Below are 22,626 nucleotides of genomic sequence, written 5' to 3' on the forward strand. Positions count from 1 at the left end.
GGGCGAGGGGCAAGCCCGGCAAGGCGGAGGAGGGAGGCGACGCGGAGGGGGCATCTCCCACGCACTTAAAGCTGTGGGGGAGTCGTCGACCGACGACAACGCCGCCAGGCGCCGCCCATCGGCACGCGACGCCGCCCCACCCATGTGCGCGGCCTCTAAAGCGGTATTCAGTCCAGCTGAGCTCTCGGCATGGGCCGTGTGTGGGCCAAGGTGCGCTTGCGGGAGCCCGAAGCGGGCTTGAGCGCAGGTCAACGCGCAGCGCTTGCCGCATGCGTAGCGGTCTTGAAAACCGTCGTGGCAGCGATGTCACCGTGGGTTCAAATCCCACACCCACCGCAGTTGAACGGCCCCTGACCGGGAGACATGGTCAGGGGCCGGTCGCGTCTTCTGGGTGGTCTGCTCCGTGGTTCCCCGTGAGATCCCGCGTGATCGGGCACGTGAGGGGCACGTTCAGATCAGCTCCGAGACACCAGCTCGATCGTCACCGGTGCCGCTGAGTCGAGGTCGATCGTGTCTCCGTCGTCCTCGGAAAGAGCCTCGTCGGGGTAGTCGGCAGGCACTACGACCAGCATCGTGTGAGGGCGGGGAAGCCAGCCCACATCTTGTGGAGGGTCGTAGCGGCCGATATCGATGATCCGCACCAGCGTCTCAGGTATGCCTACGAGGCAGCTGTCACCGACGTGCAGGTTCCATGGCTCAGGGTCGGTTTTGAACAGGCTCATGGTCCAGTCTGGGGAGTCGGGCGACATCGCGAAGGCCCTCTGGCCGTTCCACCTGAACTCAGACTGTGGATCGATTTCGGCCCATGGCCACTCGACCGAAGCGTGGAAGCGGGACACGTCGGCCACTCGACCTTGGGCCGGCGGACAGCTCACTCGTAGAACGTCGCCGACCCGGAAGTCTTGATGCGGTGCATTCTCGCCCATGCTGCCCCTTGTCGTTGTTCGCTTCGAGAGCTGCACGGTACCGACTGCCTCAGCCACAGCACCCCACCCCACCCCCACCACAAACCAACCTGCACCCGCTCGACTGGCCCCGTCATCCCGGAGCCGGAGCGCCCCCGCCGGAGGCATCGTTCTGACCGGCCATAACGCTAGGCAGGGCGTAGGGCTGCCAAAGGAGCGGGCCGGGCAGGCTGAGCCTAGGGCTGGGCAGCCCCGTCAAGGCTCGCTCGATCCGATACCCGGCACAGATGGCGCGGCAAAAGTCGTGGAGCCGATCCGGCCCGGTCCCCGCGGGCTACCGTCTCGCATCTGGTGTGCTCGATCAGCCGCGCGCCGGCGGAGCCGGGCCAGAGCGGGCGCCGAAGGCGCGGAGCGTCAGGCCCGGCGCTGGAGCCGATAGCGCGCGCGGCGAGCGGAGCGAGCCGCCTTGATGAAGTAGAGAAACTCTTACCGCGCTGCTTGAGTCAGAGTGCGATCGGCTTGTAGGCCAACGCTCGATCGACGATCGGCTCAGCGCTCAGATCGGGATCGGCGTCCCAGTAGATGTAGTCGCTGATGTGAGGACATGCGAGTCCGCGCTCCAAGGCGTCAAGGATCTCGTTACCCTCTGCCTCGCTGGCAAGGTCACCGGTCAAGAGGCGTTGCACAAGGGGCAAGGCCTCCTCGCGGCTCATCCTCTGGTGAGGCCCTGTCGTCGTCACGGTGTCTTGGCCAGTCGGCGGCCGTCGTGGCTCCGTACGTGGGGGCCGGCCTCGTCCAGGGCATCGAGCACGCGGATCGCGTAGACCTCGGACATGCGCTCGGTGATCTGCTCCGGGGTGAGCCAGTCGACCGCGGTTGATTCGGCTGACGTGCGCTCGGTGCCCCCGGAGGGCTTGCACCGGAAGACCATGGCGACGATGCCTCTGGCCGTGTTCTTGTAGACGCCTGTGAGCTCGTCTACCTCGACATGGATGCCGGTCTCTTCCCAGACCTCGCGGCTGACCCCTTGCTCCGGGGACTCGTCCAGCTCCAGCACTCCGCCCGGCAGCTCCCCTGTATCGGCGGCTCCTGCGGCTGCACATCCTGCCGGCCTTCGAGGGCCTGGACCTCGACCAGATCCCCGCGCCCCGCGGGTCCTGGCGCTCGGAACGACTCGACGCCACCGGGGCCGAGACCACGGTCGCCAAGAGCTACCGGCTTCTCAAGGCGATCCTGGAGACGGCTGTCGAGGATGAGCTGACCCGACGGAACCCGTGCCGCATCCGAGGTGCCGGAAAGGAGACCGCGGCCGAACGGCCTGTCGCCACCATCGACCAGGTCGACGCGCTTGCCGACGCCCTCGGGCCTCGCTGGCGGCTGATGGTCTTCCTCGGTGCCCACGGACCGCTCCGGCCGGAGGAACAAGCCGAGCTGCGTCGGAAGGACGTCGACCTCGACAACCTGACCGTCCGGGTCCGGCAGGCTGCCCCGGAGCTGACCACCGGCAAGCGGGCAGAGGGGCCGACCAAGTCCGAGGCGGGCAAGCGGCTTGTGGTTCTGCCGGCCTTTCTGCGGGCCGACCTCCGTCGGCATCTCGACTGGTACGCCGAGAATGGTCCGGACGGACTGCTGTTCGTGGGGGAGAAGGGTAAGCCGTTTCGCCGGTCCACCTTCGGGCGGAAGTGGCGTGCTGCGCGTACGAAGGCTGGCCTTTCTGACGGCTTTCGCTTCTACGACCTTCGTCACACCGGGCATACCCTCACGACCCGTTCCGGGGCGACGCTGAAGGACACGATGGTGCGCGCTGGGCAGTCGACCGAACGCGCCGCGCTCATCTATCAGCACTCCGACCTGGAGCGGCAGCGTGAGGTGGCGGCCGGACTCGACCAGCTCGTGCGGGCTCGGCGCGAAGCGTTGGATGACCAGGCATCTGGCACGGATATGGCACGGGACGCTTGAACTGGTCCAGGCAACAAAGAAGCCCCGGGCCGATGGCCTGGGGCTTTTGCATGGAGCGGGTGACGAGAATCGAACTCGCGCTCTGAGCTTGGGAAGCTCATGTTCTACCATTAAACTACACCCGCGAAGCGCACTGAATGATCAGCTGCATCGTCGCACACTCTACCCCATGGCAGGCCCCCGGTGTACGAACCGGGGGCCTGTGTGCCGTGCGTCAAGGGTGGATACGGTTGCTGCGGGCGGGAGTTGGGGGCGTAGCGTACATAGTCGGAGTGCCGCCTGGAGTGGCGTCCCGTTCATCCCCTAATGTGGCTTTCTCGTCCAAGGTTTGTTGGGGAAGGGACTTGATGGACTCCATGGAGCGCACCGTCGTCCGCTGTGCCGAAGGGCACATTTTCGCTACCGCTTCGTTCCCGATGCAGCAGCTCGGGGCCGGTCGGATCGGGCCCGGGCGGCTTATCCGCTGTCCGCGATGTGCCCGGTTGCGGCAGGCCGTTCCGGTGGAGTTCGAGCGGCGGTAGAAGCGGGGGGCAGGAGCGGCGGCGGACGGTCGTCGCAGAACGCGCGGGGCGGTCCGGTTGGGGCGGGCCCGCGCGTTCTGCGTATCCTCGGGGCGTGCTTCTCTCAGATAAGGACATCCGGGCCGAGATCGACGCCGGGCGGGTCCGCATTGATCCGTACGACCCGTCGATGGTGCAGCCATCGAGCATCGACGTGCGGCTCGACCGCTACTTCCGGGTGTTCGAGAACCACCGTTATCCGCATATTGACCCAGCCGTCGAGCAGGCGGATCTGACGCGCACGGTCGAGCCGGACGGGGATGAGGCGTTCATCCTCCACCCCGGCGAGTTCGTGCTTGCCTCGACGTACGAGGTCATTTCGCTGCCCGACGATCTTGCGTCGCGACTGGAGGGCAAGAGTTCGCTCGGGCGGCTCGGGCTTGTGACGCATTCGACGGCCGGGTTCATCGATCCCGGGTTCTCCGGGCATGTGACGCTGGAGCTGTCGAATCTTGCGACGCTGCCGATAAAGCTGTGGCCGGGCATGAAGATCGGCCAGCTGTGCATGTTCCGGCTGAGTTCGCCGTCGGAGTTCCCGTACGGCTCCGAGCGGTACGGGTCGCGCTACCAGGGGCAGCGCGGGCCGACGGCTTCGCGTTCGTTCATGAATTTCCACCGGACCCAGGTGTGATGCCGGACCATGACTGACGTACGAGAGAATCTGACGTACGACGGATTCGGTCATGCCGTGCGTGAGCTGGCGCAGGCTGTGGCCGACGACGGCTACGAGCCGGATGTGGTGCTGAGCATCGCGCGGGGCGGGGTCTTTGTCGCCGGCGGGCTGGCGTACGCACTGGACTGCAAGAACATTCATCTGGTGAATGTCGAGTTCTATACCGGCGTGGGCACCACTTTGGAAATGCCGGTGATGCTGGCGCCCGTTCCCAACGCCATTGATTTCTCGGACAAGAAGGTCCTGATCGCCGATGACGTGGCGGACACCGGGAAGACGCTGAAGCTGGTGCGCGATTTCTGTGTCGGGCACGTTGCCGAGGTGCGCAGCGCGGTCATCTACGAGAAGCCGCACTCGCTCGTCAAGTGTGAGTACGTGTGGAAGAAGACCGATCGGTGGATCAATTTTCCGTGGAGCGTGGACAAGCCTGTCGTGCGGCGCAGCGGGCAGGTCCTCGAGGCCTGAGTCAGGTCCCGTCCCGTCCGTGACAGCAAAGAACCCCCGGTGCCTTGCGCCGGGGGTTTCTTCATGGTCGTGGGATGCGGTCGTCAGATCGTGCCCAGCTTGATGATCGACAGCAGTGCGATGAGCTGGATCGCGGACGCACCCAGCGCCTTCGGCCACGGCAGGTCGTGCGACTTGCTCACCATGGATGTGAACAGTGCGGCCGACGCCAGCCACGTCATCCAGCCGAGGACCTGGACCAGGGAGTTCTCGCCGCTGAGGAAGAGCGCGAAGATCAGTCGTGGGGCGTCCGTGATCGACATGATGAGCATGGAGAGGCCCACGGTCGGCTGCCAGGCGCCGTCGCCGCCGAGCTGGCGGGCGAGGGTGTGGGTGACCGCGCCGAGGACCAGACCGCCGATGACGAAGCCGAGGCCTGTGAGCAGGACGTACGGCACGGCGGTGGAGATCGTCGCGTGGATGGCGTCGTCGCGGGCCTGGTCGAAGCCGAAGAGCGCCAGCAGGCCGTAGAGGAACGTGACGATGAGCGCCGGGCCCCAGACGGGGTAGTCGCGCATCTGCCAGAACGTCGGTCCGGGGCGCAGCACGATGCCGCTCAGCAGCTGCTTCCAGTGCAGTCGGGGGCCTGCGGGCTGGGCGGGTGCCTGGCCGGCGCGGTAGGTGTTGCCGTCGCCGTACGGATCCTCGTTGATGCTGAACGCCTGGGTGTGACCCGGGTTGTTGGCGTACGGGTCGCCCTGGTGGGGCTGGTGCGGCTGGTGGTACGGGTCGCCGAAGTATTCGGGTTCGCCCTGTGCGCCGCTGTAGCCCTGGTGCCCGCCGCCGGGTTGCCGGGCTCCGTGCGGGGCGCCGTTGCCTCCCGCCGGGGGCCATGGCTGCTGTCCGTACGGCGGCGGTGGTGCCTGCGTGCCGTACGGCTGCTGCTGCGGTTGTTGTCGCCCTTGTTGAGGGGTGCGGTTGTCCCGGCCGCGTCCGATCCTGAATCCAGCCACGTAATCGAACGTACCTGGTCCGCGTGGGTGTGGTGGGAGAGCCGGGGAACCGGGCCCCCTTTGCGGCCGAGCTGTGACATCCCCTAGGGGGACCCTGGGGGGCCGGCCGGTGGGCGCGAAACCCGGGCCTGTTGTACGGGGAACAGGCCCGGGTCGGCGCGTGCGAGCCATGCTCGTCGGCGAGGGCGTCGGGGGCGTGTCGCCGTTCTTGGCGGAGGAGAACGAGGGGGAGGGGACGCCCGCGGAGAGCCTGCGCAGGCCGCCGCCGTCAGCAGGAGCGTGGGCGCGCCGGCCGCTGTCGTCGCCGTCCTCGTCGGTGCGCTGCCTCTCCGCACGGGGCACACCATCCGTCGCGTACGGCTCCGTGGTTCGCGGCCGCCGGCACGTGGTCCCTCGCGCCCGCCCAACAGCAGAAGCGGCCGATCCTGCCCCCGAGGCAGGTCCGACCGCTTCTGTACCGCTGATACCGGCTACTTCACCGGCTCGGGCTCCGGAGCGTCCTCCGTCTCCGGCTCGCCCGCCGGGTCCGCCGGGGTCTTCACCGAGTCCAGCAGCAGCTGGGAGACGTCGACCACCTGGATCGACTCCTTGGCCTGGCCGTCGTTCTTCTTGCCGTTGACCGAGTCGGTCAGCATGACGAGGCAGAACGGGCAGGCGGTGGAGACGATGTCCGGGTTGAGGGAGAGGGCTTCGTCGACGCGCTCGTTGTTGATGCGCTTGCCGATCCGCTCCTCCATCCACATCCGGGCACCACCGGCGCCGCAGCAGAAGCCGCGCTCCTTGTGGCGGTGCATCTCCTCGTTCCGCAGACCCGGCACCTTCGCGATGATCTCGCGCGGAGGCGTGTAGATCTTGTTGTGACGGCCCAGGTAGCAGGGGTCGTGGTACGTGATCAGGCCCTCGACCGGCGTCACCGGGATCAGCTTGCCCTCGTCGATGAGGTGCTGGAGCAGCTGCGTGTGGTGGATGACCTCGTACTCGCCGCCGAGCTGCGGGTACTCGTTCGCGATGGTGTTGAAGCAGTGCGGGCAGGTCGCGACGATCTTCTTCGACGACTTCGGCTTCTTCGTCTCCGGCTCGTCGTCGTCCTCGCCGAACGCCATGTTCAGCATCGCGACGTTCTCCTGGCCGAGCTGCTGGAACAGCGGCTCGTTGCCGAGGCGGCGGGCCGAGTCACCGGTGCACTTCTCGTCGCCGCCCATGATCGCGAACTTCACGCCCGCGATGTGGAGCAGCTCGGCGAAGGCCTTGGTGGTCTTCTTGGCGCGGTCCTCGAGAGCGCCCGCGCAGCCGACCCAGTAGAGGTAGTCGATCTCCGACAGGTCCTCGACGTCCTTGCCGACGATCGGGACCTCGAAGTCGACCTCCTTCGTCCACTCGACGCGCTGCTTCTTGGCGAGCCCCCAGGGGTTGCCCTTCTTCTCCAGGTTCTTGAGCATCGTGCCCGCCTCGGACGGGAACGCGGACTCGATCATCACCTGGTAGCGGCGCATGTCGACGATGTGGTCGATGTGCTCGATGTCGACCGGGCACTGCTCCACGCACGCACCGCAGGTGGTGCAGGACCAGAGCACGTCCGGGTCGATGACGCCGTTCTCCTCGACGGTGCCGATCAGCGGGCGCTCGGCCTCCGCGAGAGCGGCCGCCGGTACGTCCTTCAGCTGCTCCTCGGTCGCCTTCTCGTTGCCCTCCATGTCCTTGCCGCCACCGGCGAGCAGGTACGGGGCCTTGGCGTGCGCATGGTCGCGCAGCGACATGATCAGGAGCTTCGGGGAGAGCGGCTTGCCCGTGTTCCAGGCGGGGCACTGCGACTGGCAGCGACCGCACTCGGTGCACGTGGAGAAGTCGAGGATGCCCTTCCAGGAGAACTGCTCGACCTGGGAGACACCGAAGACGTCGTCCTCGCCCGGGTCCTCGAAGTCGATCTCCTTGCCGCCGGACGTCATGGGCTGGAGCGCACCGAGCGCGACCGCACCGTCAGCGTTCCGCTTGAACCAGATGTTCGGGAAGCCGAGGAAGCGGTGCCAGGCGACACCCATGTTGGTGTTCAGCGAGACCGTGATCATCCAGATCAGCGAGATGCCGATCTTGACCATCGCGGTGAAGTAGATGAGGTTCTGCAGCGTGCCGAGCGCGAGGCCCTTGAAGGCGAGGACCAGGGGGTACGAGATGAAGTACGAGGCTTCGTAACCCTCCACGTGGTGGATCGCGCCCTCAAGGCCGCGCAGGGTCAGGATCGCCAGACCGATGCCGAGGATGACGTACTCGACGAAGTACGCCTGCCACGCCTTGGAGCCCGCGAACCGGGACTTGCGGCCGGCCCGGGAGGGGAGGTTCAGCAGCCGGATGGCGATCAGCACGAGGATGCCGACCGTCGTCATCAGACCGATGAACTCGGTGTACATCTCGAACGGCGGCCAGTTGCCGATGATCGGCAGGACCCAGTCGGCCTTGAAGAGCTGCCCGTATGCCTGGAGCAGCGTCGGCGGCAGTGTCAGGAAGCCGATGGCGACGAACCAGTGCGCGAAGCCGACGATCCCCCACCGGTTCATCCGGGTGTGGCCGAGGAACTCCTTGACCAGGGTGATCGTGCGCTGTTTCGGGTTGTCGGTGCGGCTGCCTGCCGGGACCGGCTGTCCGAGCTTGACGAACCGGTAGATCTGCGCGACGGCTCGGGCGATGAGCGCAACGCCGACCACAGTCAGCACCAGCGACACGATGATCGCGGCGAGTTGCATTTGGGGGCTCCTCGGGCCTGCGAGGGTGGGATCCAGCACTTACTAAGCAGTAACTTAATCAGTCTGTGCTGACACTATCCACTTATTCCGCCGCGCTGTAGCCGCGCAGCCGGTGATCTGTGTCGCTCAGGGGTGCCTTCCCGCGGTGGATGAGCCCGCGGAGGGTGGCGCGGAGTGGGGCGTGTACGGCTTCCGCGAGGATGGCCAGGTCGAGTCCCAGCCAGTGCTGCTCGGCGTAGTGCTGGTCGAGCAGGCCGGGTTCGTCCCACGGCATTCCGGAGCGGGAGCGGACCTGGGCCAGGCCTGTGAGGCCGGGTCTCAGTTCCTGCCGCCAGTGTCGCGCACCGGCCTCGTTCAGGGTGCCCGCCCTCTCGTGGTCAGGGGTGAGCGGTTCCGGTCCGACGAGCGAGAGATCTCCCCGCAGGACGTGGGGCAGCCGGGACAGTACGTCCAGGCGCAGCCGGCGGGTGCCCAGGGAACGCAGCATGAAGGGGTGGCCGGCCAGTCCGATCCGGGTGGAGCGGGTCAGTACGCAGCCCGGGGGGCGTTGCGCGGCGAGGGTGAGAGCTCCGGCGGCGAGCAGGGGGGCGGCCAGGGTCAGCAGGGCCGAGCCGAGGACGAGATCCAGTGCGCGCTTGGCTGTCATGTGCGACCTCGGTCTGGTCCACGCGTGTGTCTGCATCCGCATCCGCATGCGCATCCGCATCGTTCACACCTGCCTGGTTCGGACGGGTCGAGTGCCAGTTTTGTGCGGCTCTCGCCATTTTGTGACAGAACGATCCCACGCGACGATGATGGACCGGGTGTGTGGCCCGCCGGGCGGTCGGGTGTCGTCCGTTGGTGCGCAGGTGGCGCGGGGTGTGTGCACGATAGTTGAGTCGACTCGACTCAGCTCTGTTGACTCTGGGGCGGCTGTCATGCATCCTTGAGTCAGATCCACTCAAGTAGTCAGTTGGAGGAATTGAAATGGCACGTGCGGTCGGCATCGACCTGGGCACGACTAACTCCGTCGTCAGCGTTCTCGAAGGCGGCGAGCCCACCGTCATCACCAACGCCGAAGGCGCCAGGACCACGCCGTCCGTCGTCGCCTTCGCGAAGAACGGCGAGGTCCTGGTGGGCGAGGTCGCCAAGCGCCAGGCGGTGACCAACGTCGACAGGACCATCCGGTCGGTCAAGCGCCACATGGGCACCGACTGGAAGATCGACCTCGACGGCAAGAGCTTCAACCCGCAGCAGATGAGCGCCTTCATCCTGCAGAAGCTGAAGCGCGACGCCGAGGCGTACCTGGGCGAGAAGGTCACCGACGCGGTGATCACCGTTCCCGCGTACTTCAACGACTCCGAGCGCCAGGCGACGAAGGAGGCCGGCGAGATCGCGGGCCTGAACGTCCTGCGTATCGTCAACGAGCCGACCGCCGCCGCGCTGGCGTACGGGCTCGACAAGGACGACCAGACGATCCTCGTCTTCGACCTCGGTGGCGGCACCTTCGACGTGTCCCTCCTGGAGATCGGCGACGGCGTCGTCGAGGTGAAGGCCACCAACGGTGACAACCACCTCGGTGGTGACGACTGGGACCAGCGCGTCGTCGACTACCTGGTGAAGCAGTTCGCCAACGGTCACGGTGTGGACCTGTCCAAGGACAAGATGGCTCTCCAGCGTCTCCGCGAAGCCGCGGAGAAGGCGAAGATCGAGCTGTCCTCCTCGACGGAGACCACGATCAACCTGCCGTACATCACGGCGTCCGCCGAGGGCCCGCTGCACCTGGACGAGAAGCTCACGCGCGCCCAGTTCCAGCAGCTCACCGCGGACCTCCTGGACCGCTGCAAGAACCCGTTCCACAACGTCATCAAGGACGCGGGCATCCAGCTCTCCGAGATCGACCACGTCGTTCTCGTCGGTGGCTCGACCCGTATGCCGGCCGTCGCCGAGCTCGTCAAGGAGCTCACCGGTGGCCAGGAGGCCAACAAGGGCGTGAACCCGGACGAGGTCGTCGCCATCGGCGCCTCGCTCCAGGCCGGTGTCCTCAAGGGCGAGGTCAAGGACGTCCTGCTGCTCGATGTCACCCCGCTGTCTCTCGGTATCGAGACCAAGGGCGGCATCATGACGAAGCTCATCGAGCGCAACACGACGATCCCGACCAAGCGGTCCGAGATCTTCACGACGGCCGAGGACAACCAGCCGTCCGTCCAGATCCAGGTCTACCAGGGCGAGCGCGAGATCGCGGCGTACAACAAGAAGCTCGGCATGTTCGAGCTGACCGGTCTGCCGCCGGCCCCGCGTGGTGTCCCGCAGATCGAGGTCGCGTTCGACATCGACGCCAACGGCATCATGCACGTCGCCGCCAAGGACCTCGGCACCGGCAAGGAGCAGAAGATGACCGTCACCGGCGGCTCCTCGCTGCCGAAGGACGAGGTCAACCGGATGCGTGAGGAGGCCGAGCAGTACGCGGAGGAGGACCACCGCCGCCGCGAGGCCGCCGAGTCCCGCAACCAGGGCGAGCAGCTCGTCTACCAGACGGAGAAGTTCCTCAAGGACAACGAGGACAAGGTTCCCGGCGACGTGAAGACGGAGGTGGAGGCCGCGCTCACCGAGCTGAAGGAGAAGCTCAAGGGCGAGGACACCGCCGAGATCCGTACCGCCACCGAGAAGGTCGCGGCCGTCTCCCAGAAGCTGGGCCAGGCGATGTACGCCAACGCGCAGGCCGAGGGTGGCCCGCAGGCCGACGGCCAGCCGGGCGCCGAGCAGGCCAGGGCCGATGACGACGTCGTCGACGCCGAGATCGTGGACGACGAGAAGGACGCCAAGGGCGGTGCGGCGTGACCGAGGAGACTCCGGGCTTCGAGGAGAAGCCCGACGTTCCCTCCGGCGCCACCCCTGACGACGCCGATCCGAAGGCTGCCGCCCCCTCCACGGAGGAGGGGGAGGCCCCGGCCGGGGACGTGAACCAGACCGCCGGTCTGACGGCACAACTGGACCAGGCACGCAGCGCGCTCACCGAGCGCACCGGCGACCTCCAGCGGCTCCAGGCCGAGTACCAGAACTACCGCCGCCGCGTGGAGCGGGACCGGGTCACGGTCAAGGAGATCGCCGTTGCGGGTCTCCTGAGCGAGCTCCTGCCCGTGCTCGACGACGTCGGCCGCGCCAGGGAACACGGCGAGCTCGTGGGCGGGTTCAAGTCGGTGGCCGAATCGCTGGAGACGGTCGTCGCCAAGCTGGGCCTGCAGCAGTTCGGCAAGGAGGGCGAGCCCTTCGACCCGACGATCCACGAAGCCCTGATGCACTCGTACGCGCCGGACGTCACCGAGACGACCTGCGTGGCGATCCTGCAGCCGGGGTATCGCATCGGCGAGCGCACCATCCGCCCCGCGCGGGTGGCAGTGGCCGAGCCGCAGCCGGGCGCGAGCCCCGCGGCGGCCAAAGAGGAGAAGACAGACGACGAGGAGAGCGGTGGCACCGAGGAGGTCTGACATTTCGTCCGACCACCGCGGGGCCCACCGCCCGGTTCGGCGACCGGCCTGCGGGCCGGTCGCCCGGCCGATCGTCCGGAAGGAGGGACGTCGATGAGCACGAAGGACTTCGTCGAGAAGGACTACTACAAGGTCCTCGGCGTCCCCAAGGACGCCACCGAAGCCGAGATCAAGAAGTCGTACCGGAAGCTCGCCCGCGAGTTCCACCCGGACGCGAACAAGGGCGACAACAAGGCGGAGGAGCGCTTCAAGGAGATCTCCGAGGCCAATGACATCCTCGGCGACGCCAAGAAGCGCAAGGAGTACGACGAGGCACGCGCCCTCTTCGGCAACGGCGGCTTCCGGGCCGGTCCCGGAGGCGCGGGAGGCAACTTCAACTTCGACCTGGGCGACCTCTTCGGAGGCACGCAGGGCGGAGGTCCCGGCGGCCCCGGCGGCTTCGGCGGCGGTGGCGGTCTGGGCGATGTCTTCGGCGGGCTGTTCAACCGGGGCGGCGGTACGGGGACACGCGTGCAGCCGCGCCGCGGGCAGGACATCGAGTCCGAGGTGACGCTCAGCTTCACCGAGGCGGTCGACGGGGCCACGGTCCCGCTGCGGATGTCCAGCCAGGCGCCCTGCAAGGCGTGCTCGGGCACCGGCGACAAGAACGGCACCCCGAGGGTCTGCCCGACCTGTGTCGGCACCGGACAGGTGTCGCGCGGCAGCGGCGGCGGATTCTCGCTCACCGATCCCTGCGTGGACTGCAAGGGCCGGGGCCTCATCGCCCAGGACCCGTGCGATGTGTGCAAGGGCAGCGGGCGGGCGCGTTCGTCGCGCACCATGCAGGTCAGGATCCCGGCGGGCGTCTCCGACAGCCAGCGGATCCGGCTGCGCGGCAAGGGCGCACCGGGCGAGCGCGGCGGACCGGCCGGCGACCTGTACGTCGTCGTGCATGTCGACGCCCACCCGGTCTTCGGCCGCAAGGGCGACAACCTCACGGTCACCGTGCCCGTCACCTTCGCGGAGGCGGCGCTCGGCGGCGAGGTGAAGGTCCCGACGCTCGGCGGACCGCCCGTCACCCTGAAACTTCCGGCCGGCACCCCCAACGGGCGCACGATGCGCGCCCGCGGCAAGGGTGCCGTACGCAAGGACGGCACCCGGGGCGACCTCCTGGTCACCGTCGAGGTGGCGGTCCCCACGGACCTCACCCCCGACGCCCAGGACGCGCTGGAGGCCTACCGGAAGGCGACCGCGGGGGAGGACCCGCGGGCGGAGCTGTTCCAGGCGGCGAAGGGAGCTTGAGGTGGACGGCCGACGACGTAATCCGTACGAACTGACCGATGACTCCCCGGTGTACGTGATCTCGATCGCGGCTCAGCTCTCGGGCCTGCATCCGCAGACACTGCGCCAGTACGACCGCCTCGGCCTGGTCTCCCCCGACCGCACGGCCGGCCGCGGCAGGCGTTACTCGGCCCGCGACATCGAGCTGCTGCGCACGGTGCAGCAACTGTCGCAGGACGAGGGCATCAACCTGGCGGGCATCAAGCGCATCATCGAACTGGAGAACCAGGTGGCCGCGCTCCAGCAGCGCGTCGCCGAACTCTCCGCGGCGGTGGACGGCGCTGCGGCGGCGATGCAGCAGCGCGAGGCGCAGGTGCATGCGTCGTACCGGCGTGATCTGGTGCCGTATCAGGATGTGCAGCACGCCAGCGCGTTGGTGGTCTGGCGGCCGAAGAGGCCCAAGGAATAAGTGGGTTACGGCGCGTGGACGACGGCGGAGGCCCGCCACCCGGGAACGGGTGGCGGGCCTCCGTTGTGCGCTCCCCCGTATTGGGGCCATGGTTGCCCTCCATACCCGGAGAGGGCGGCTTGAGTTGTGGTCAGTTGTCCTCGTCCAGTATCCCCGACTGGGCTATCAGGTAGCCGAGTTGGGCGCGGCTGTTGCTGCCGAGGGTGGAGGAGAGCTTGGCGACATGCGCACGGCAGGTACGGACATTCATACCGAGACGGCGGGCTATGGCCTCGTCGACGTACCCCTCGACCAACAGCGTGGCTATGGCCCGCTGGACGCCGGTGATGCCGTCGCGTGCCGGGTCGTACGGGGCCGCTTCGTTCAGCGGAACCGCCCGGCGCCAGAGTTGCTCGAACACCTTCGTCAGGTACGCGACCAGCCCGGGGTGCCGCAGTTCGAGGGCGATGGGGGGGTTGTCCCGGGCCGGAATGAAGGCGACGGTGTCGTCGCAGATGATGAGACGCTCGATGAGCTCTTCGAGCGTACGGATCTCCATTCTGGCGCCGGCCATCAGTTCCACGTAGGCGAAAGTGCGTTGGCTGTGCCTGACCGTGTGCTGGTAGAGGGTGCGGACGCTGATGCCGGAATCTATTAGAGGCTTGCTGCGGGTCAGGGCTTCGCTGAGGACTTCCTCGCTGCGTCCGCCTCCGGGCTGGATGGTCAGTACCTCGGTCCGGCTCTCGGCGATGGCCAGGTCGAGCGCCGCGTTGATCCGGCCGATGCCTTCCAGCACTGTGATCGCATGCGTGGGTGCCGGACTCTGGGCGCTGATGGCCATGAACGGTTCAAAGGCGTCGGTCAGTTCCACGGACGTCCGTCTGCGGTCCTGGATCTCACGTTCCAGCGGGTGGAGCCGCTGCGCCAGGGCGGCCGAGGGTGGAACCGGGCGGAGCCACGAGGCGTCGTCCGGGTCGGGAAGCAGGAGCCCGAACTCGATGAGGCAGGGTGCGGGTTCCATTTCGGCGCGAGCGATGCGTCCGACACTCAGTGCGCTGGCGTACAGCCGTGCCCCCTCCGTGCACAGGTCCGTGACCGCGTGAGTATGTGTCGGTTCGGTGTTGTTTGTAGGCAAATCTCCACCCCCCAGGGTCCTGAACATGCAGGAACATGATGCATCGCTCCTGTGGCATTGACGTGCCTGAATGAGCCATCGTCTTGTTGGGCGGGGGAGAGGAAACCATCAAGTGAGGACGAAGCCGACTATGTACAAGCGAATGCTTCGCTCAGTGCTTGTCACTGTGTTTGGCGCTGCTGCGCTGCTGCTCGTGGCGAATGTCTCTCCCCCGGACGTCGGATGGGGCAGTGTGCAGGCAGGCGCTGTCGTCGACCTCCGCCAAGCCGATGTCGGCTGGGGCAGTGCGCCGACAGGTGCCGCCGTCGACCTCCACCAGGACGATGTCGGCTGGGGCAGCTCTCCGGTGAATCTGGCGGGCGCGTGACCATCCCGCCGGACGACCGGGTCTTCCGGCGGGAGATGGCCTCGGCCTACCGCTCAGGGTGGCACTTCATCGATCTGCTCACGGCACTCCCCCGCCATGGCGATTCGTTGATGGTCACCCTGCTCGGAGAGCCTGTCGTCGTCGTCCTCGAGGACGACGACGAGGTCCGCGCCTACAGGTGCCTCCGTCGCCCCCGCGGGGCGCCGCAGCCTGTCCGGTGTGCGATCCGGTACGGAATGATCTTCGTCAATCTTGATCAGCGTGACCACCAGCTGATCGAACCAGAAACCATCTCCGCCACCCCCCGCAGTGCCTGAGCGATCCCCCGTCGTTCCATGTCGCTCGGACACTCCCCCACACAGCGGCGCCATCGTGACCTGAACACGGTGGCGCCGCTGTGCTGCCCGGGGGCGGACGGTGGGGAACTGCCGGGGCTCACGGCCCCCGGTGGTCAGGCCGTGCGGACCGGTGCGCCCCGGCCCAGCGCCCGTTCGAGGGCGATCTCGATGACGACCCGGTTCGGATTGGGTGCCGGCGTGCGCCCGTAGCGTTCCGCGTAGCGGAGTACCGCGTCGTCGACCACGTCCTGCTCCGTACGGACCGTCGCGCGGCCCTCCAGCGTCGCCCAGCGCCCCCGGTCCACCTGGCAGACCGCCACCCGTGCCCCGTCCGGACCGGCGGCCAGGACGTTGGCGACCTTTCTGCTGCTCTTGTTGGTGATGATGCGGGCGAGCCCGGCCTCGGGGTCGTACGTCACGCCGACCGGCACCACGTGCGGGCTGCCGTCGGGGCGGTGGGTGGTCAGGGTGCACACGTGGTACTCGCGCCAGAAGGCGAGGTACTCGGGGCTGGGGTTGCGTACGTCTACGGCCATGGGGAAAGGGTAGGCATCCGCGGACCCGTGCCCCGATGCGGTGCGGTGGCGGAGGAGCGGTCCGGCCGGTTCACTCGGCCGGGAGCCCTGTTCCCCCTCCGGGTTCCGGCCCTGGGCCAAGTGGCGTGGGACCGACATTTGTGCCTTGAGTGGAATAGACTCAACTTTGTGGACGTTGATCTGGTCAGAGTTATGGACAGGCCAGTCACCGCAAGGAGGAGAGAGCACACGTGGACGCCGAGCTGACCAACAAGAGCCGGGATGCCATCAATGCGGCCACCAGCAGGGCCGTGAAGGACGGACACCCCGATCTGACCCCTGGGCATCTGCTGCTCGCCCTGCTCCAGGGCGAGGACAACGAGAACATCATCGACCTGCTGGCCGCCGTCGAGGCCGACCAGGCCGCCGTGCGCAGCGAGACCGAGCGGCTGCTCGCGTCGCTGCCCAGCGTCACCGGGTCGACCGTCGCTCCGCCGCAGCCCAACCGTGAGCTGCTCGCCGTCATCTCCGACGCCGCCCAGCGCGCGAAGGAGCTCGGCGACGACTACCTCTCGACCGAGCATCTGCTGATCGGTATCGCGGCCGAGGGCGGCCGCGCCGGTGAGATCCTCACCGGGCAGGGCGCCGGCGCGAAGAAGCTGCTGGACGCATTCGAGAAGAGCAGGGGAGGGCGCCGGGTGACCACACCCGACCCGGAGGGCCAGTACAAGGCCCTGGAGAAGTTCGGCACCGACTTCACGGCCGCCGCGCGCGAGGGCAAGCTCGACCCCGTCATCGGACGTGACCAGGAGATCCGGCGCGTCGTGCAGGTCCTGTCGCGGCGTACGAAGAACAACCCCGTGCTCATCGGCGAGCCCGGCGTCGGCAAGACCGCCGTCGTCGAGGGGCTCGCCCAGCGCATCGTCAAGGGCGATGTGCCGGAGAGCCTGCGGAACAAGCGGCTCGTCTCGCTCGACCTGGGAGCCATGGTCGCGGGCGCCAAGTACCGCGGGGAGTTCGAGGAGCGCCTGAAGACCGTCCTCTCCGAGATCAAGGAGAGCGACGGCCAGATCATCACGTTCATCGACGAGCTCCACACCGTCGTGGGCGCGGGCGCCGGTGGGGACTCCGCCATGGACGCGGGCAACATGCTCAAGCCGATGCTGGCCCGCGGCGAGCTGCGGATGGTGGGTGCGACGACGCTCGACGAGTACCGCGAGCGGATCGAGAAGGACCCCGCCCTGGAGCGCCGCTTCCAGCAGGTCCTGGTCGCCGAGCCGTCCGTGGAGGACACCATCGCGATCCTCCGCGGCCTCAAGGGCCGTTACGAGGCGCACCACAAGGTGCAGATCGCGGACTCCGCGCTGGTCGCCGCCGCGACCCTGTCCGACCGCTACATCACCTCCCGCTTCCTCCCCGACAAGGCCATCGACCTGGTCGACGAGTCGGCGTCCCGGCTGCGTATGGAGATCGACTCCTCGCCCGTCGAGATCGACGAACTGCAGCGCGCCGTCGACCGCCTGCGGATGGAGGAGCTGGCGCTGAAGAACGAGACCGATGCCGCTTCCGTCCAGCGTCTGGAGAAGCTCCGCCGCGACCTCGCCGACAAGGAGGAGGAGCTGCGCGGCCTCACCGCCCGCTGGGAGAAGGAGAAGCAGAGCCTCAACCGCGTCGGCGAGCTGAAGGAGCGCCTCGACGATCTGCGCGGACAGGCCGAGCGCGCCCAGCGCGACGGCGACTTCGACACCGCCTCCAAGCTGCTGTACGGGGAGATCCCGGGCCTGGAGCGGGAGCTCGCGGAGGCCGACGAGGCCGAGCAGGAGGCCGCCAAGGACACGATGGTCAAGGACGAGGTCGGCCCGGACGACATCGCCGATGTCGTCGGCGCCTGGACGGGCATTCCGGCCGGACGCCTGCTGGAGGGCGAGACCCAGAAGCTCCTGCGCATGGAGGAGGAGCTGGGCAGGCGGCTGATCGGCCAGACCGAGGCCGTGCAGGCGGTGTCGGACGCGGTACGCCGCACCAGGGCCGGTATCGCCGACCCGGACCGGCCCACCGGATCGTTCCTCTTCCTCGGCCCGACCGGTGTCGGCAAGACCGAGCTGGCGAAGGCGCTCGCCGACTTCCTGTTCGACGACGAGCGGGCCATGGTCCGCATCGACATGAGCGAGTACGGCGAGAAGCACAGCGTCGCCCGGCTGGTCGGTGCCCCACCCGGCTATGTGGGGTACGAGGAGGGCGGCCAGCTCACGGAGGCGGTCCGTCGCCGCCCGTACAGCGTCATCCTGCTGGACGAGGTGGAGAAGGCCCACCCCGAGGTCTTCGACATCCTGCTCCAGGTGCTCGACGACGGCCGGCTCACCGACGGCCAGGGCCGGACGGTGGACTTCCGCAACACCATCCTGGTCCTGACGTCGAACCTGGGCAGCCAGTTCCTGGTCGATCCGTTGATGAAGCCGGAGGAGAAGAGGGAGCGGGTCCTGGAGCTCGTACGCGCCTCGTTCAAGCCGGAGTTCCTCAACCGGCTCGACGACCTGGTGGTCTTCTCCGCCCTCTCCGGCGACGAGCTCACGCACATCGCCGCGCTCCAGATCGACCGGCTCGCGAAGCGGCTGGTCGACCGGCGGCTCACCCTCGACGTCACCCCGGCCGCGCTGGCCTGGCTGGCGAAGGAGGGCAACGACCCGGCGTACGGGGCGCGGCCGCTGCGTCGCCTCATCCAGACCGCGATCGGTGACCGGCTCGCGAAGGAGATCCTCGCGGGCGAGGTCAGGGACGGGGACACCGTGCGGGTGGACACGTTCGGGGACGGCGAGGGGAGCGGTCTGATCGTGGGGCCCGCGCGGTAACGGACCGGGTGGTTCTCAGACGTCGAAAGGCTCGAAGCGTACGAGGGCGGTGCCGCCGCCCTCGTACACGACCGACACATCGGCCGCGACCGCCTGGCCCGGTCTCTGGTTGCCGAAGTCGATGTGCGCGCAGGCGTCGACCTCGCCGGCGCAGAACTCCGGGTCGAGCTCGGTGCCGGGGAACTCCGATTCCAGCCAGGCGTCCAACTCCTTACGGGTGATCCGGAAGCGGACGTCGTACTCCGTGTCCAGCCAGACGCGCGTCACGCACCGCCGGTCGCGCGCTCCGGCCGGTAACGGGACCCCGGTGAATTCCATCGCCTCGTCGCAGGGGACCTGCGACGCGCTGTCGAGGGGATCGTCGCTCGTCAGGAAGCCGATGACGGACCACCCGATCCAGGCGACGACGAGCGCGGGCAGTGCCAGGAGCACCAAGGGGGAGCGGAAACGGGCGGCTCTGCCGCGTGTTCCGTCCAAGACATCCCTTCCCGTGGACCCTCCGAGACCCCCTCCCCGACAGGAGGGATCATGTCAGCCGGTAGCTGATCGGACCAGCCGGGGGTTGCCATTCCCCTCCCGCGATGGGAGAGGATGGCGCCAACCGTACGAAGGGAAATTCACGGTGAGCATCGACCCGTCCTCGATTCCGAATTTCGGGGGCCAGCCCGAACCGCAGGCGGCAGGACCGGAGGGCCCCGTCGTCCCTGACCAGGACCTCGTCAAGCAGCTTCTCGACCAGATGGAGCTGAAGTACGTCGTCGACGACGAGGGTGACCTCGCGGCGCCGTGGGAGGACTTCCGCACGTACTTCATGTTCCGTGGCGAGGACGAGCAGCAGGTCTTCTCGGTCCGTACGTTCTACGACCGCCCGCACCCCGCCGACCAGCGCCCGGTCCTCCTCGACGCGATCGACGACTGGAACCGCCGCACCCTGTGGCCCAAGGTCTACACCCACACCCACGAGGCCGAGGAGGGTGCCGAGGACACCGAGACCTCGGTCCGTCTGATCGGTGAGGCGCAGATGCTCATCGGTACGGGCGTCAGCCTGGAGCACTTCGTCTCGTCGACGGTCAGCTGGGTGCGGGCCTCGATCGAGTTCGACAAGTGGCTGCGGGAGCGTCTGGGGCTGGAGCCGGCCGACAAGGAGCCGGGCGACGGCTCGGACGCGCCGAGCGCCTGAGAGCCTGTCGGGTGACCTTCGGCCGCCCGATCAGAGGTCACCCGACAGGCTCTGAGCGCACAGCCGTTCACAGCGCCGGCTGGACGACGTCAGCAGATACGTTCCGGAGGCGCACGACAGCCCGGCCGGGGCGACGGTCACCACGACCGCCGTCCTCGGCCGGGTTTTTGTCGGGGTGTGCGCCGACGGCAGTGGCAGCGGGAACGCGGGCAGCAGGAAGCGCGGCTCGGACCCGAGGAAGCCGGAGCCGGACGGACGGCGCAGGACGGGCCGTCGCTCAGAGCCCCTTGAGTCGCGCGACGGCCTCGCGCAGCACGTCCTCCCGCTTGCAGAAGGCGAACCGGACCTTGCTGCGGCCCGCCTCCTGATGGTCGTAGAACACCGCGTTGGGGATGGCGACGACCCCGCACCGCTCGGGCAGTGCGCGGCAGAACGCGAATCCGTCGGTCTCGCCGCCGAGCGGACGGATGTCAGTGGTGACGAAGTACGTCCCGGCGGGCCGGTAGACCTCGAATCCGGCCTCGGCCAGCCCGGCGCTCAGCAGGTCCCGCTTGGCCCGCAGGTCCGCGCGCAGCCCGTCGAAGTAGCTGTCGGGCAGGCGCAGCGCCTCGGCGACCGCGTACTGGAACGGGCCCGCGGAGACGTAGGTCAGGAACTGCTTCGCCGAGCGGACCGCCGCCACCAGCTCCGGGGCCGCGGTCACCCAGCCGACCTTCCACCCGGTGAAGGAGAAGGTCTTGCCCGCGGAGCCGATGGTCACGGTCCGCTCCCGCATGCCCGGGAAGCCCGCGACCGGCAGGTGGGTGCCCTCGAAGACCAGATGCTCGTACACCTCGTCGGTGACGACGAGGAGGTCCCGCTCGCAGGCGAGTGTGGCGATCGCCGCCAGCTCCTCGCGGGTCAGGACGGTGCCGGTCGGATTGTGCGGGGTGTTGAGGAGGATCAGCCGGGTGCGGGAGGTGACGGCGGCGCGCAGCTCGTCGAGGTCGAGCCGGTACGTACCGCTGTCCGCGTCCGGGTGCAGGGTGACCGGGACGCGGGTGCCGCCGGCCATGGCGATGCACGCGGCGTAGGAGTCGTAGTACGGCTCCAGGGCGATGACCTCGTCACCGGGTTCCACCAGGGCGAGCAGGGTGGCGGCGATGGCCTCGGTGGCGCCCGCCGTGACGAGGACCTCGGAGTCGGGGTCGTACGCGAGTCCGTACCTCCGCTGCTGGTGGTCGGCGATCGCGGTGCGCAGTTCCGGGACGCCGGGGCCCGGCGGGTACTGGTTGCCGTGCCCGGCGCGCAGCGCGCGGACCGCGGCCTCCCGGATCTCTTCGGGGCCGTCGGTGTCGGGGAAGCCCTGGCCGAGGTTGATGGAGCCGGTCCGTACGGCCAGCGCCGACATCTCCGCGAAGATCGTCGTGCCGAACTCGGCGAGGCGGCGGTTGAGCAGCGGTCGTCCCTGTGTCATGCCCGCCATCCTGGGCCGAAGCTCTGGAGTTGCTCAAGTCCGCTTTGGCTCCGGGAGGCCGAGGGCATCCCCCACTCACGCGAGAAGCGGTGTGAAGCGGGGGGCCTCGCTTCGGGGGACGGAAGGGACGTGAGGTCGATGGAGAACTTTCCTGGTGTGCTGATCGGGGTCGTGGTCGTCGGGTTCGTCGTGGTGCTGCTGCTGGCGGTGGCGGCCAACCGGAGGCCGGGGCGGGTGCGCAGCGGGCGGCGCCGCGCGGGCAGTGGCTCGGGCAGTGGTGCGGCCGCCGGTGGTGGCTGGTGGGCCGGCGACAGCGGCGGCTCGTCCTGCGGAGGCGGCGGCCACTCCGGTGGTCACTCGTGCGGCGGGGGCTCCTCGTGCGGTGGCGGTTCTTCGTGCGGCGGCGGGGGCGGATGCGGCGGAGGCAGCTGACACGGGGCAGCTGGTCCGCGTGGTGAAGGTGCTCGGCGGGTGAACTCCCGCCGGGCACCTTTTTGTTGGGCCGTGCGGCGCGTTGGCGGTGAACAGTTGAACCGTCGGGCCCCCGAGGGGATGGAAACCACGTCAAGTTGGGCAAAAACGCTGTGGACGCGGCGCACTTCATGATTCCCTCGGTGGAGAGAACATTCAGCCCTCGGACCCCAGTTGGACCTGATCGGGCGTTCCCCACTCCCCACGTGCGTCGTTACGGGGGCGTCCCCTGTCCATGTGTCCATGCGTGTTTTGCGGAGCCGACCCATGCTCACGACCCTCCAGACGGCCTATTCCGATACCCGTGCTGCCGACTTGGCCTGGGCGCTGGGGCGTGAACCGCTCCCAGCCCTGGCCGTGCTCGACCTCGAGCTCGGCGGGGCCCAATTGCAGCTGCGTCTGCTCGGCGCCTCCCACCAGGTGCTTCTCGAAGAGGACGGCGGTACCTGTTCCGAAACGGTCGCCTGCATCCCCGGCGGCTCCACGCCGCTGCCGCTCGGCGTCGCCAAACGGCTCGGCGACTGGGAGTACGAATTCGCGGCGCGCGTCGAGACGCTCTCCACGGGCTCCTTCGCCGGGCGTGCGCAGGAGCTCCTCGCGCTGGTGACCGACCATCCGCACGGCCTCGCGGGTACGTTCCCCGGCAGTCCGCACGCCTTCACCGCCATGCTCGCGCAGCGGTCGGAGGGCCAGGTCGGATGGCGCACCTGGCATGCGTACCCGCAGGAGGGGCAGTTGGTGGTGACCCGCACCAGGGTGGGAGTACGGACGCCGGTGGTGGCGCTCTGAATCGCCTCAACTCGGTTGCGTACACGGCACTTGCACCCTTGCGGGTGACAAGCGGCGAC

General features: G+C 68.3%; 22 protein-coding genes, 2 tRNA genes and 1 pseudogene. 14 read left to right on the forward strand and 11 right to left on the reverse strand.

Annotated features, from left to right (window positions below; translation table 11 throughout):
* The first annotated feature begins 240 nt into the window (after window positions 1-240).
* A tRNA-Ser gene (locus OG395_RS29085) sits at window positions 241-333 on the forward strand.
* A 122-nt stretch (window positions 334-455) separates the two neighbouring features.
* Here OG395_RS29085 and OG395_RS29090 read toward each other — a convergent pair.
* From OG395_RS29090 to OG395_RS29100, 3 genes are all read right to left on the reverse strand, one after another.
* Window positions 456-926 carry a hypothetical protein gene (locus OG395_RS29090; RefSeq protein ID WP_327245564.1) on the reverse strand — a complete coding sequence of 157 codons (471 nt, stop codon included), beginning with the start codon at window positions 924-926 and terminating at the stop codon, window positions 456-458.
* A 482-nt stretch (window positions 927-1,408) separates the two neighbouring features.
* Entirely contained in the window at window positions 1,409-1,618 is a 210-nt protein-coding gene (locus OG395_RS29095) for an e9imm peptide (protein WP_327245565.1), read from the reverse strand.
* Window positions 1,619-1,641: 23 nt separating this feature from the next.
* A complete protein-coding gene (locus tag OG395_RS29100; RefSeq protein WP_327249494.1) occupies window positions 1,642-1,974 on the reverse strand; it encodes an NUDIX hydrolase in 333 nt (110 codons plus the stop codon).
* 5 nt (window positions 1,975-1,979) lie between these two features.
* Here OG395_RS29100 and OG395_RS29105 point away from each other — a divergent pair.
* Window positions 1,980-2,864: pseudogene (locus OG395_RS29105) on the forward strand (tyrosine-type recombinase/integrase); the annotation flags it as partial.
* Window positions 2,865-2,915: 51 nt separating this feature from the next.
* On the opposite strand, the gene OG395_RS29110 reads toward OG395_RS29105, so the two are convergent.
* Window positions 2,916-2,989 (reverse strand) — tRNA-Gly (locus OG395_RS29110).
* 490 nt (window positions 2,990-3,479) lie between these two features.
* Here OG395_RS29110 and dcd point away from each other — a divergent pair.
* Together dcd and OG395_RS29120 are read left to right on the forward strand one after the other, a co-directional pair.
* Window positions 3,480-4,055, forward strand: coding sequence for a dCTP deaminase (gene dcd, locus OG395_RS29115; RefSeq protein ID WP_037695496.1), 576 nt, complete (start codon window positions 3,480-3,482; stop codon window positions 4,053-4,055).
* A 9-nt stretch (window positions 4,056-4,064) separates the two neighbouring features.
* Complete coding sequence (locus tag OG395_RS29120) at window positions 4,065-4,562, forward strand: phosphoribosyltransferase (protein ID WP_327245566.1); 498 nt, start codon at window positions 4,065-4,067, stop codon at window positions 4,560-4,562.
* Window positions 4,563-4,645: 83 nt separating this feature from the next.
* On the opposite strand, the gene OG395_RS29125 is transcribed toward OG395_RS29120, so the two are convergent.
* The 3 genes from OG395_RS29125 to OG395_RS29135 form a co-directional block, all read right to left on the reverse strand.
* Window positions 4,646-5,554 (reverse strand): Yip1 family protein, encoded by a 909-nt coding sequence (locus OG395_RS29125; RefSeq protein WP_327245567.1) that lies wholly within the window; start codon window positions 5,552-5,554, stop codon window positions 4,646-4,648.
* A 470-nt stretch (window positions 5,555-6,024) separates the two neighbouring features.
* On the reverse strand, window positions 6,025-8,292 hold the full coding sequence (locus OG395_RS29130; protein WP_327245568.1) for a (Fe-S)-binding protein: 2,268 nt from the start codon (window positions 8,290-8,292) through the stop codon (window positions 6,025-6,027).
* A gap of 82 nt (window positions 8,293-8,374) precedes the next feature.
* Window positions 8,375-8,938, reverse strand: a complete 564-nt coding sequence (locus tag OG395_RS29135; protein WP_327245569.1) for a sugar transferase — start codon at window positions 8,936-8,938, stop codon at window positions 8,375-8,377.
* 320 nt (window positions 8,939-9,258) lie between these two features.
* Here OG395_RS29135 and dnaK point away from each other — a divergent pair, with 320 nt between their 5' ends.
* The 4 genes from dnaK (at window position 9,259) to OG395_RS29155 (ending at window position 13,488) form a co-directional block, all read left to right on the forward strand.
* Entirely contained in the window at window positions 9,259-11,112 is a 1,854-nt protein-coding gene (dnaK, locus tag OG395_RS29140; protein ID WP_327245570.1) for a molecular chaperone DnaK, read from the forward strand.
* Window positions 11,109-11,759, forward strand: a complete 651-nt coding sequence (gene grpE, locus OG395_RS29145; RefSeq protein WP_327245571.1) for a nucleotide exchange factor GrpE — start codon at window positions 11,109-11,111, stop codon at window positions 11,757-11,759. Before dnaK ends, grpE begins: the two co-directional genes overlap by 4 nt.
* Window positions 11,760-11,852: 93 nt before the next feature.
* Entirely contained in the window at window positions 11,853-13,040 is a 1,188-nt protein-coding gene (dnaJ, locus tag OG395_RS29150) for a molecular chaperone DnaJ (protein WP_266984096.1), read from the forward strand.
* 1 nt (window position 13,041) lies between these two features.
* Entirely contained in the window at window positions 13,042-13,488 is a 447-nt protein-coding gene (locus OG395_RS29155) for a heat shock protein transcriptional repressor HspR (protein WP_327245572.1), read from the forward strand.
* Window positions 13,489-13,618: 130 nt separating this feature from the next.
* Here the strand turns inward: OG395_RS29155 and OG395_RS29160 are convergent, their stop codons facing one another.
* Window positions 13,619-14,629, reverse strand: a complete 1,011-nt coding sequence (locus OG395_RS29160; RefSeq protein ID WP_327245573.1) for a helix-turn-helix transcriptional regulator — start codon at window positions 14,627-14,629, stop codon at window positions 13,619-13,621.
* A 127-nt stretch (window positions 14,630-14,756) separates the two neighbouring features.
* On the opposite strand from OG395_RS29160, the gene OG395_RS29165 reads away from it, so the two are divergent.
* Both OG395_RS29165 and OG395_RS29170 read left to right on the forward strand, forming a co-directional pair.
* Entirely contained in the window at window positions 14,757-14,969 is a 213-nt protein-coding gene (locus OG395_RS29165) for a hypothetical protein (protein WP_327245574.1), read from the forward strand.
* Window positions 14,966-15,286 carry a (2Fe-2S)-binding protein gene (locus tag OG395_RS29170; protein WP_266984108.1) on the forward strand — a complete coding sequence of 107 codons (321 nt, stop codon included), beginning with the start codon at window positions 14,966-14,968 and terminating at the stop codon, window positions 15,284-15,286. The genes OG395_RS29165 and OG395_RS29170 overlap by 4 nt, the downstream gene beginning before the upstream one ends.
* A gap of 134 nt (window positions 15,287-15,420) precedes the next feature.
* On the opposite strand, the gene OG395_RS29175 is transcribed toward OG395_RS29170, so the two are convergent.
* Window positions 15,421-15,843: a pyridoxamine 5'-phosphate oxidase family protein gene (locus OG395_RS29175; RefSeq protein WP_327245575.1), complete on the reverse strand. Its 423-nt coding sequence runs from the start codon at window positions 15,841-15,843 to the stop codon at window positions 15,421-15,423.
* A gap of 230 nt (window positions 15,844-16,073) precedes the next feature.
* Between OG395_RS29175 and clpB the strand changes: the two genes are divergently transcribed.
* Window positions 16,074-18,671: an ATP-dependent chaperone ClpB gene (gene clpB / locus OG395_RS29180; RefSeq protein WP_327245576.1), complete on the forward strand. Its 2,598-nt coding sequence runs from the start codon at window positions 16,074-16,076 to the stop codon at window positions 18,669-18,671.
* Window positions 18,672-18,686: 15 nt separating this feature from the next.
* On the opposite strand, the gene OG395_RS29185 is transcribed toward clpB, so the two are convergent.
* Window positions 18,687-19,148 carry a hypothetical protein gene (locus OG395_RS29185; protein WP_327245577.1) on the reverse strand — a complete coding sequence of 154 codons (462 nt, stop codon included), beginning with the start codon at window positions 19,146-19,148 and terminating at the stop codon, window positions 18,687-18,689.
* 145 nt (window positions 19,149-19,293) lie between these two features.
* Between OG395_RS29185 and OG395_RS29190 the strand changes: the two genes are divergently transcribed.
* Window positions 19,294-19,851: a YbjN domain-containing protein gene (locus OG395_RS29190; RefSeq protein WP_266984115.1), complete on the forward strand. Its 558-nt coding sequence runs from the start codon at window positions 19,294-19,296 to the stop codon at window positions 19,849-19,851.
* Window positions 19,852-20,128: 277 nt separating this feature from the next.
* Here OG395_RS29190 and OG395_RS29195 read toward each other — a convergent pair whose 3' ends face one another.
* Window positions 20,129-21,307, reverse strand: a complete 1,179-nt coding sequence (locus tag OG395_RS29195; RefSeq protein ID WP_327245578.1) for a pyridoxal phosphate-dependent aminotransferase — start codon at window positions 21,305-21,307, stop codon at window positions 20,129-20,131.
* A gap of 138 nt (window positions 21,308-21,445) precedes the next feature.
* On the opposite strand from OG395_RS29195, the gene OG395_RS29200 reads away from it, so the two are divergent.
* Both OG395_RS29200 and OG395_RS29205 read left to right on the forward strand, forming a co-directional pair.
* Window positions 21,446-21,739, forward strand: a complete 294-nt coding sequence (locus OG395_RS29200) for a hypothetical protein (protein WP_327245579.1) — start codon at window positions 21,446-21,448, stop codon at window positions 21,737-21,739.
* A gap of 306 nt (window positions 21,740-22,045) precedes the next feature.
* Window positions 22,046-22,567 carry a DUF2617 family protein gene (locus tag OG395_RS29205; protein WP_327245580.1) on the forward strand — a complete coding sequence of 174 codons (522 nt, stop codon included), beginning with the start codon at window positions 22,046-22,048 and terminating at the stop codon, window positions 22,565-22,567.
* Window positions 22,568-22,626 lie beyond the last annotated feature (59 nt).

Source organism: Streptomyces sp. NBC_01320, assembly GCF_035974375.1.
Classification (GTDB): Bacteria; Actinomycetota; Actinomycetes; order Streptomycetales; family Streptomycetaceae; genus Streptomyces; species Streptomyces yanii.

Coding starts and splice junctions, on each gene's coding strand:
- OG395_RS29120 (WP_327245566.1), top strand. CDS start 4,065: ATGACTGACGTACGAGAGAATCTGACGTACGACGGATTCGGTCATGCC.
- OG395_RS29095 (WP_327245565.1), bottom strand. CDS start 1,618: ATGAGCCGCGAGGAGGCCTTGCCCCTTGTGCAACGCCTCTTGACCGGT.
- dnaK (WP_327245570.1), top strand. CDS start 9,259: ATGGCACGTGCGGTCGGCATCGACCTGGGCACGACTAACTCCGTCGTC.
- dnaJ (WP_266984096.1), top strand. CDS start 11,853: ATGAGCACGAAGGACTTCGTCGAGAAGGACTACTACAAGGTCCTCGGC.
- OG395_RS29090 (WP_327245564.1), bottom strand. CDS start 926: ATGGGCGAGAATGCACCGCATCAAGACTTCCGGGTCGGCGACGTTCTA.
- OG395_RS29160 (WP_327245573.1), bottom strand. CDS start 14,629: ATGTTCAGGACCCTGGGGGGTGGAGATTTGCCTACAAACAACACCGAA.
- OG395_RS29175 (WP_327245575.1), bottom strand. CDS start 15,843: ATGGCCGTAGACGTACGCAACCCCAGCCCCGAGTACCTCGCCTTCTGG.
- OG395_RS29200 (WP_327245579.1), top strand. CDS start 21,446: ATGGAGAACTTTCCTGGTGTGCTGATCGGGGTCGTGGTCGTCGGGTTC.
- OG395_RS29195 (WP_327245578.1), bottom strand. CDS start 21,307: ATGACACAGGGACGACCGCTGCTCAACCGCCGCCTCGCCGAGTTCGGC.
- OG395_RS29130 (WP_327245568.1), bottom strand. CDS start 8,292: ATGCAACTCGCCGCGATCATCGTGTCGCTGGTGCTGACTGTGGTCGGC.
- OG395_RS29135 (WP_327245569.1), bottom strand. CDS start 8,938: ATGACAGCCAAGCGCGCACTGGATCTCGTCCTCGGCTCGGCCCTGCTG.
- OG395_RS29205 (WP_327245580.1), top strand. CDS start 22,046: ATGCTCACGACCCTCCAGACGGCCTATTCCGATACCCGTGCTGCCGAC.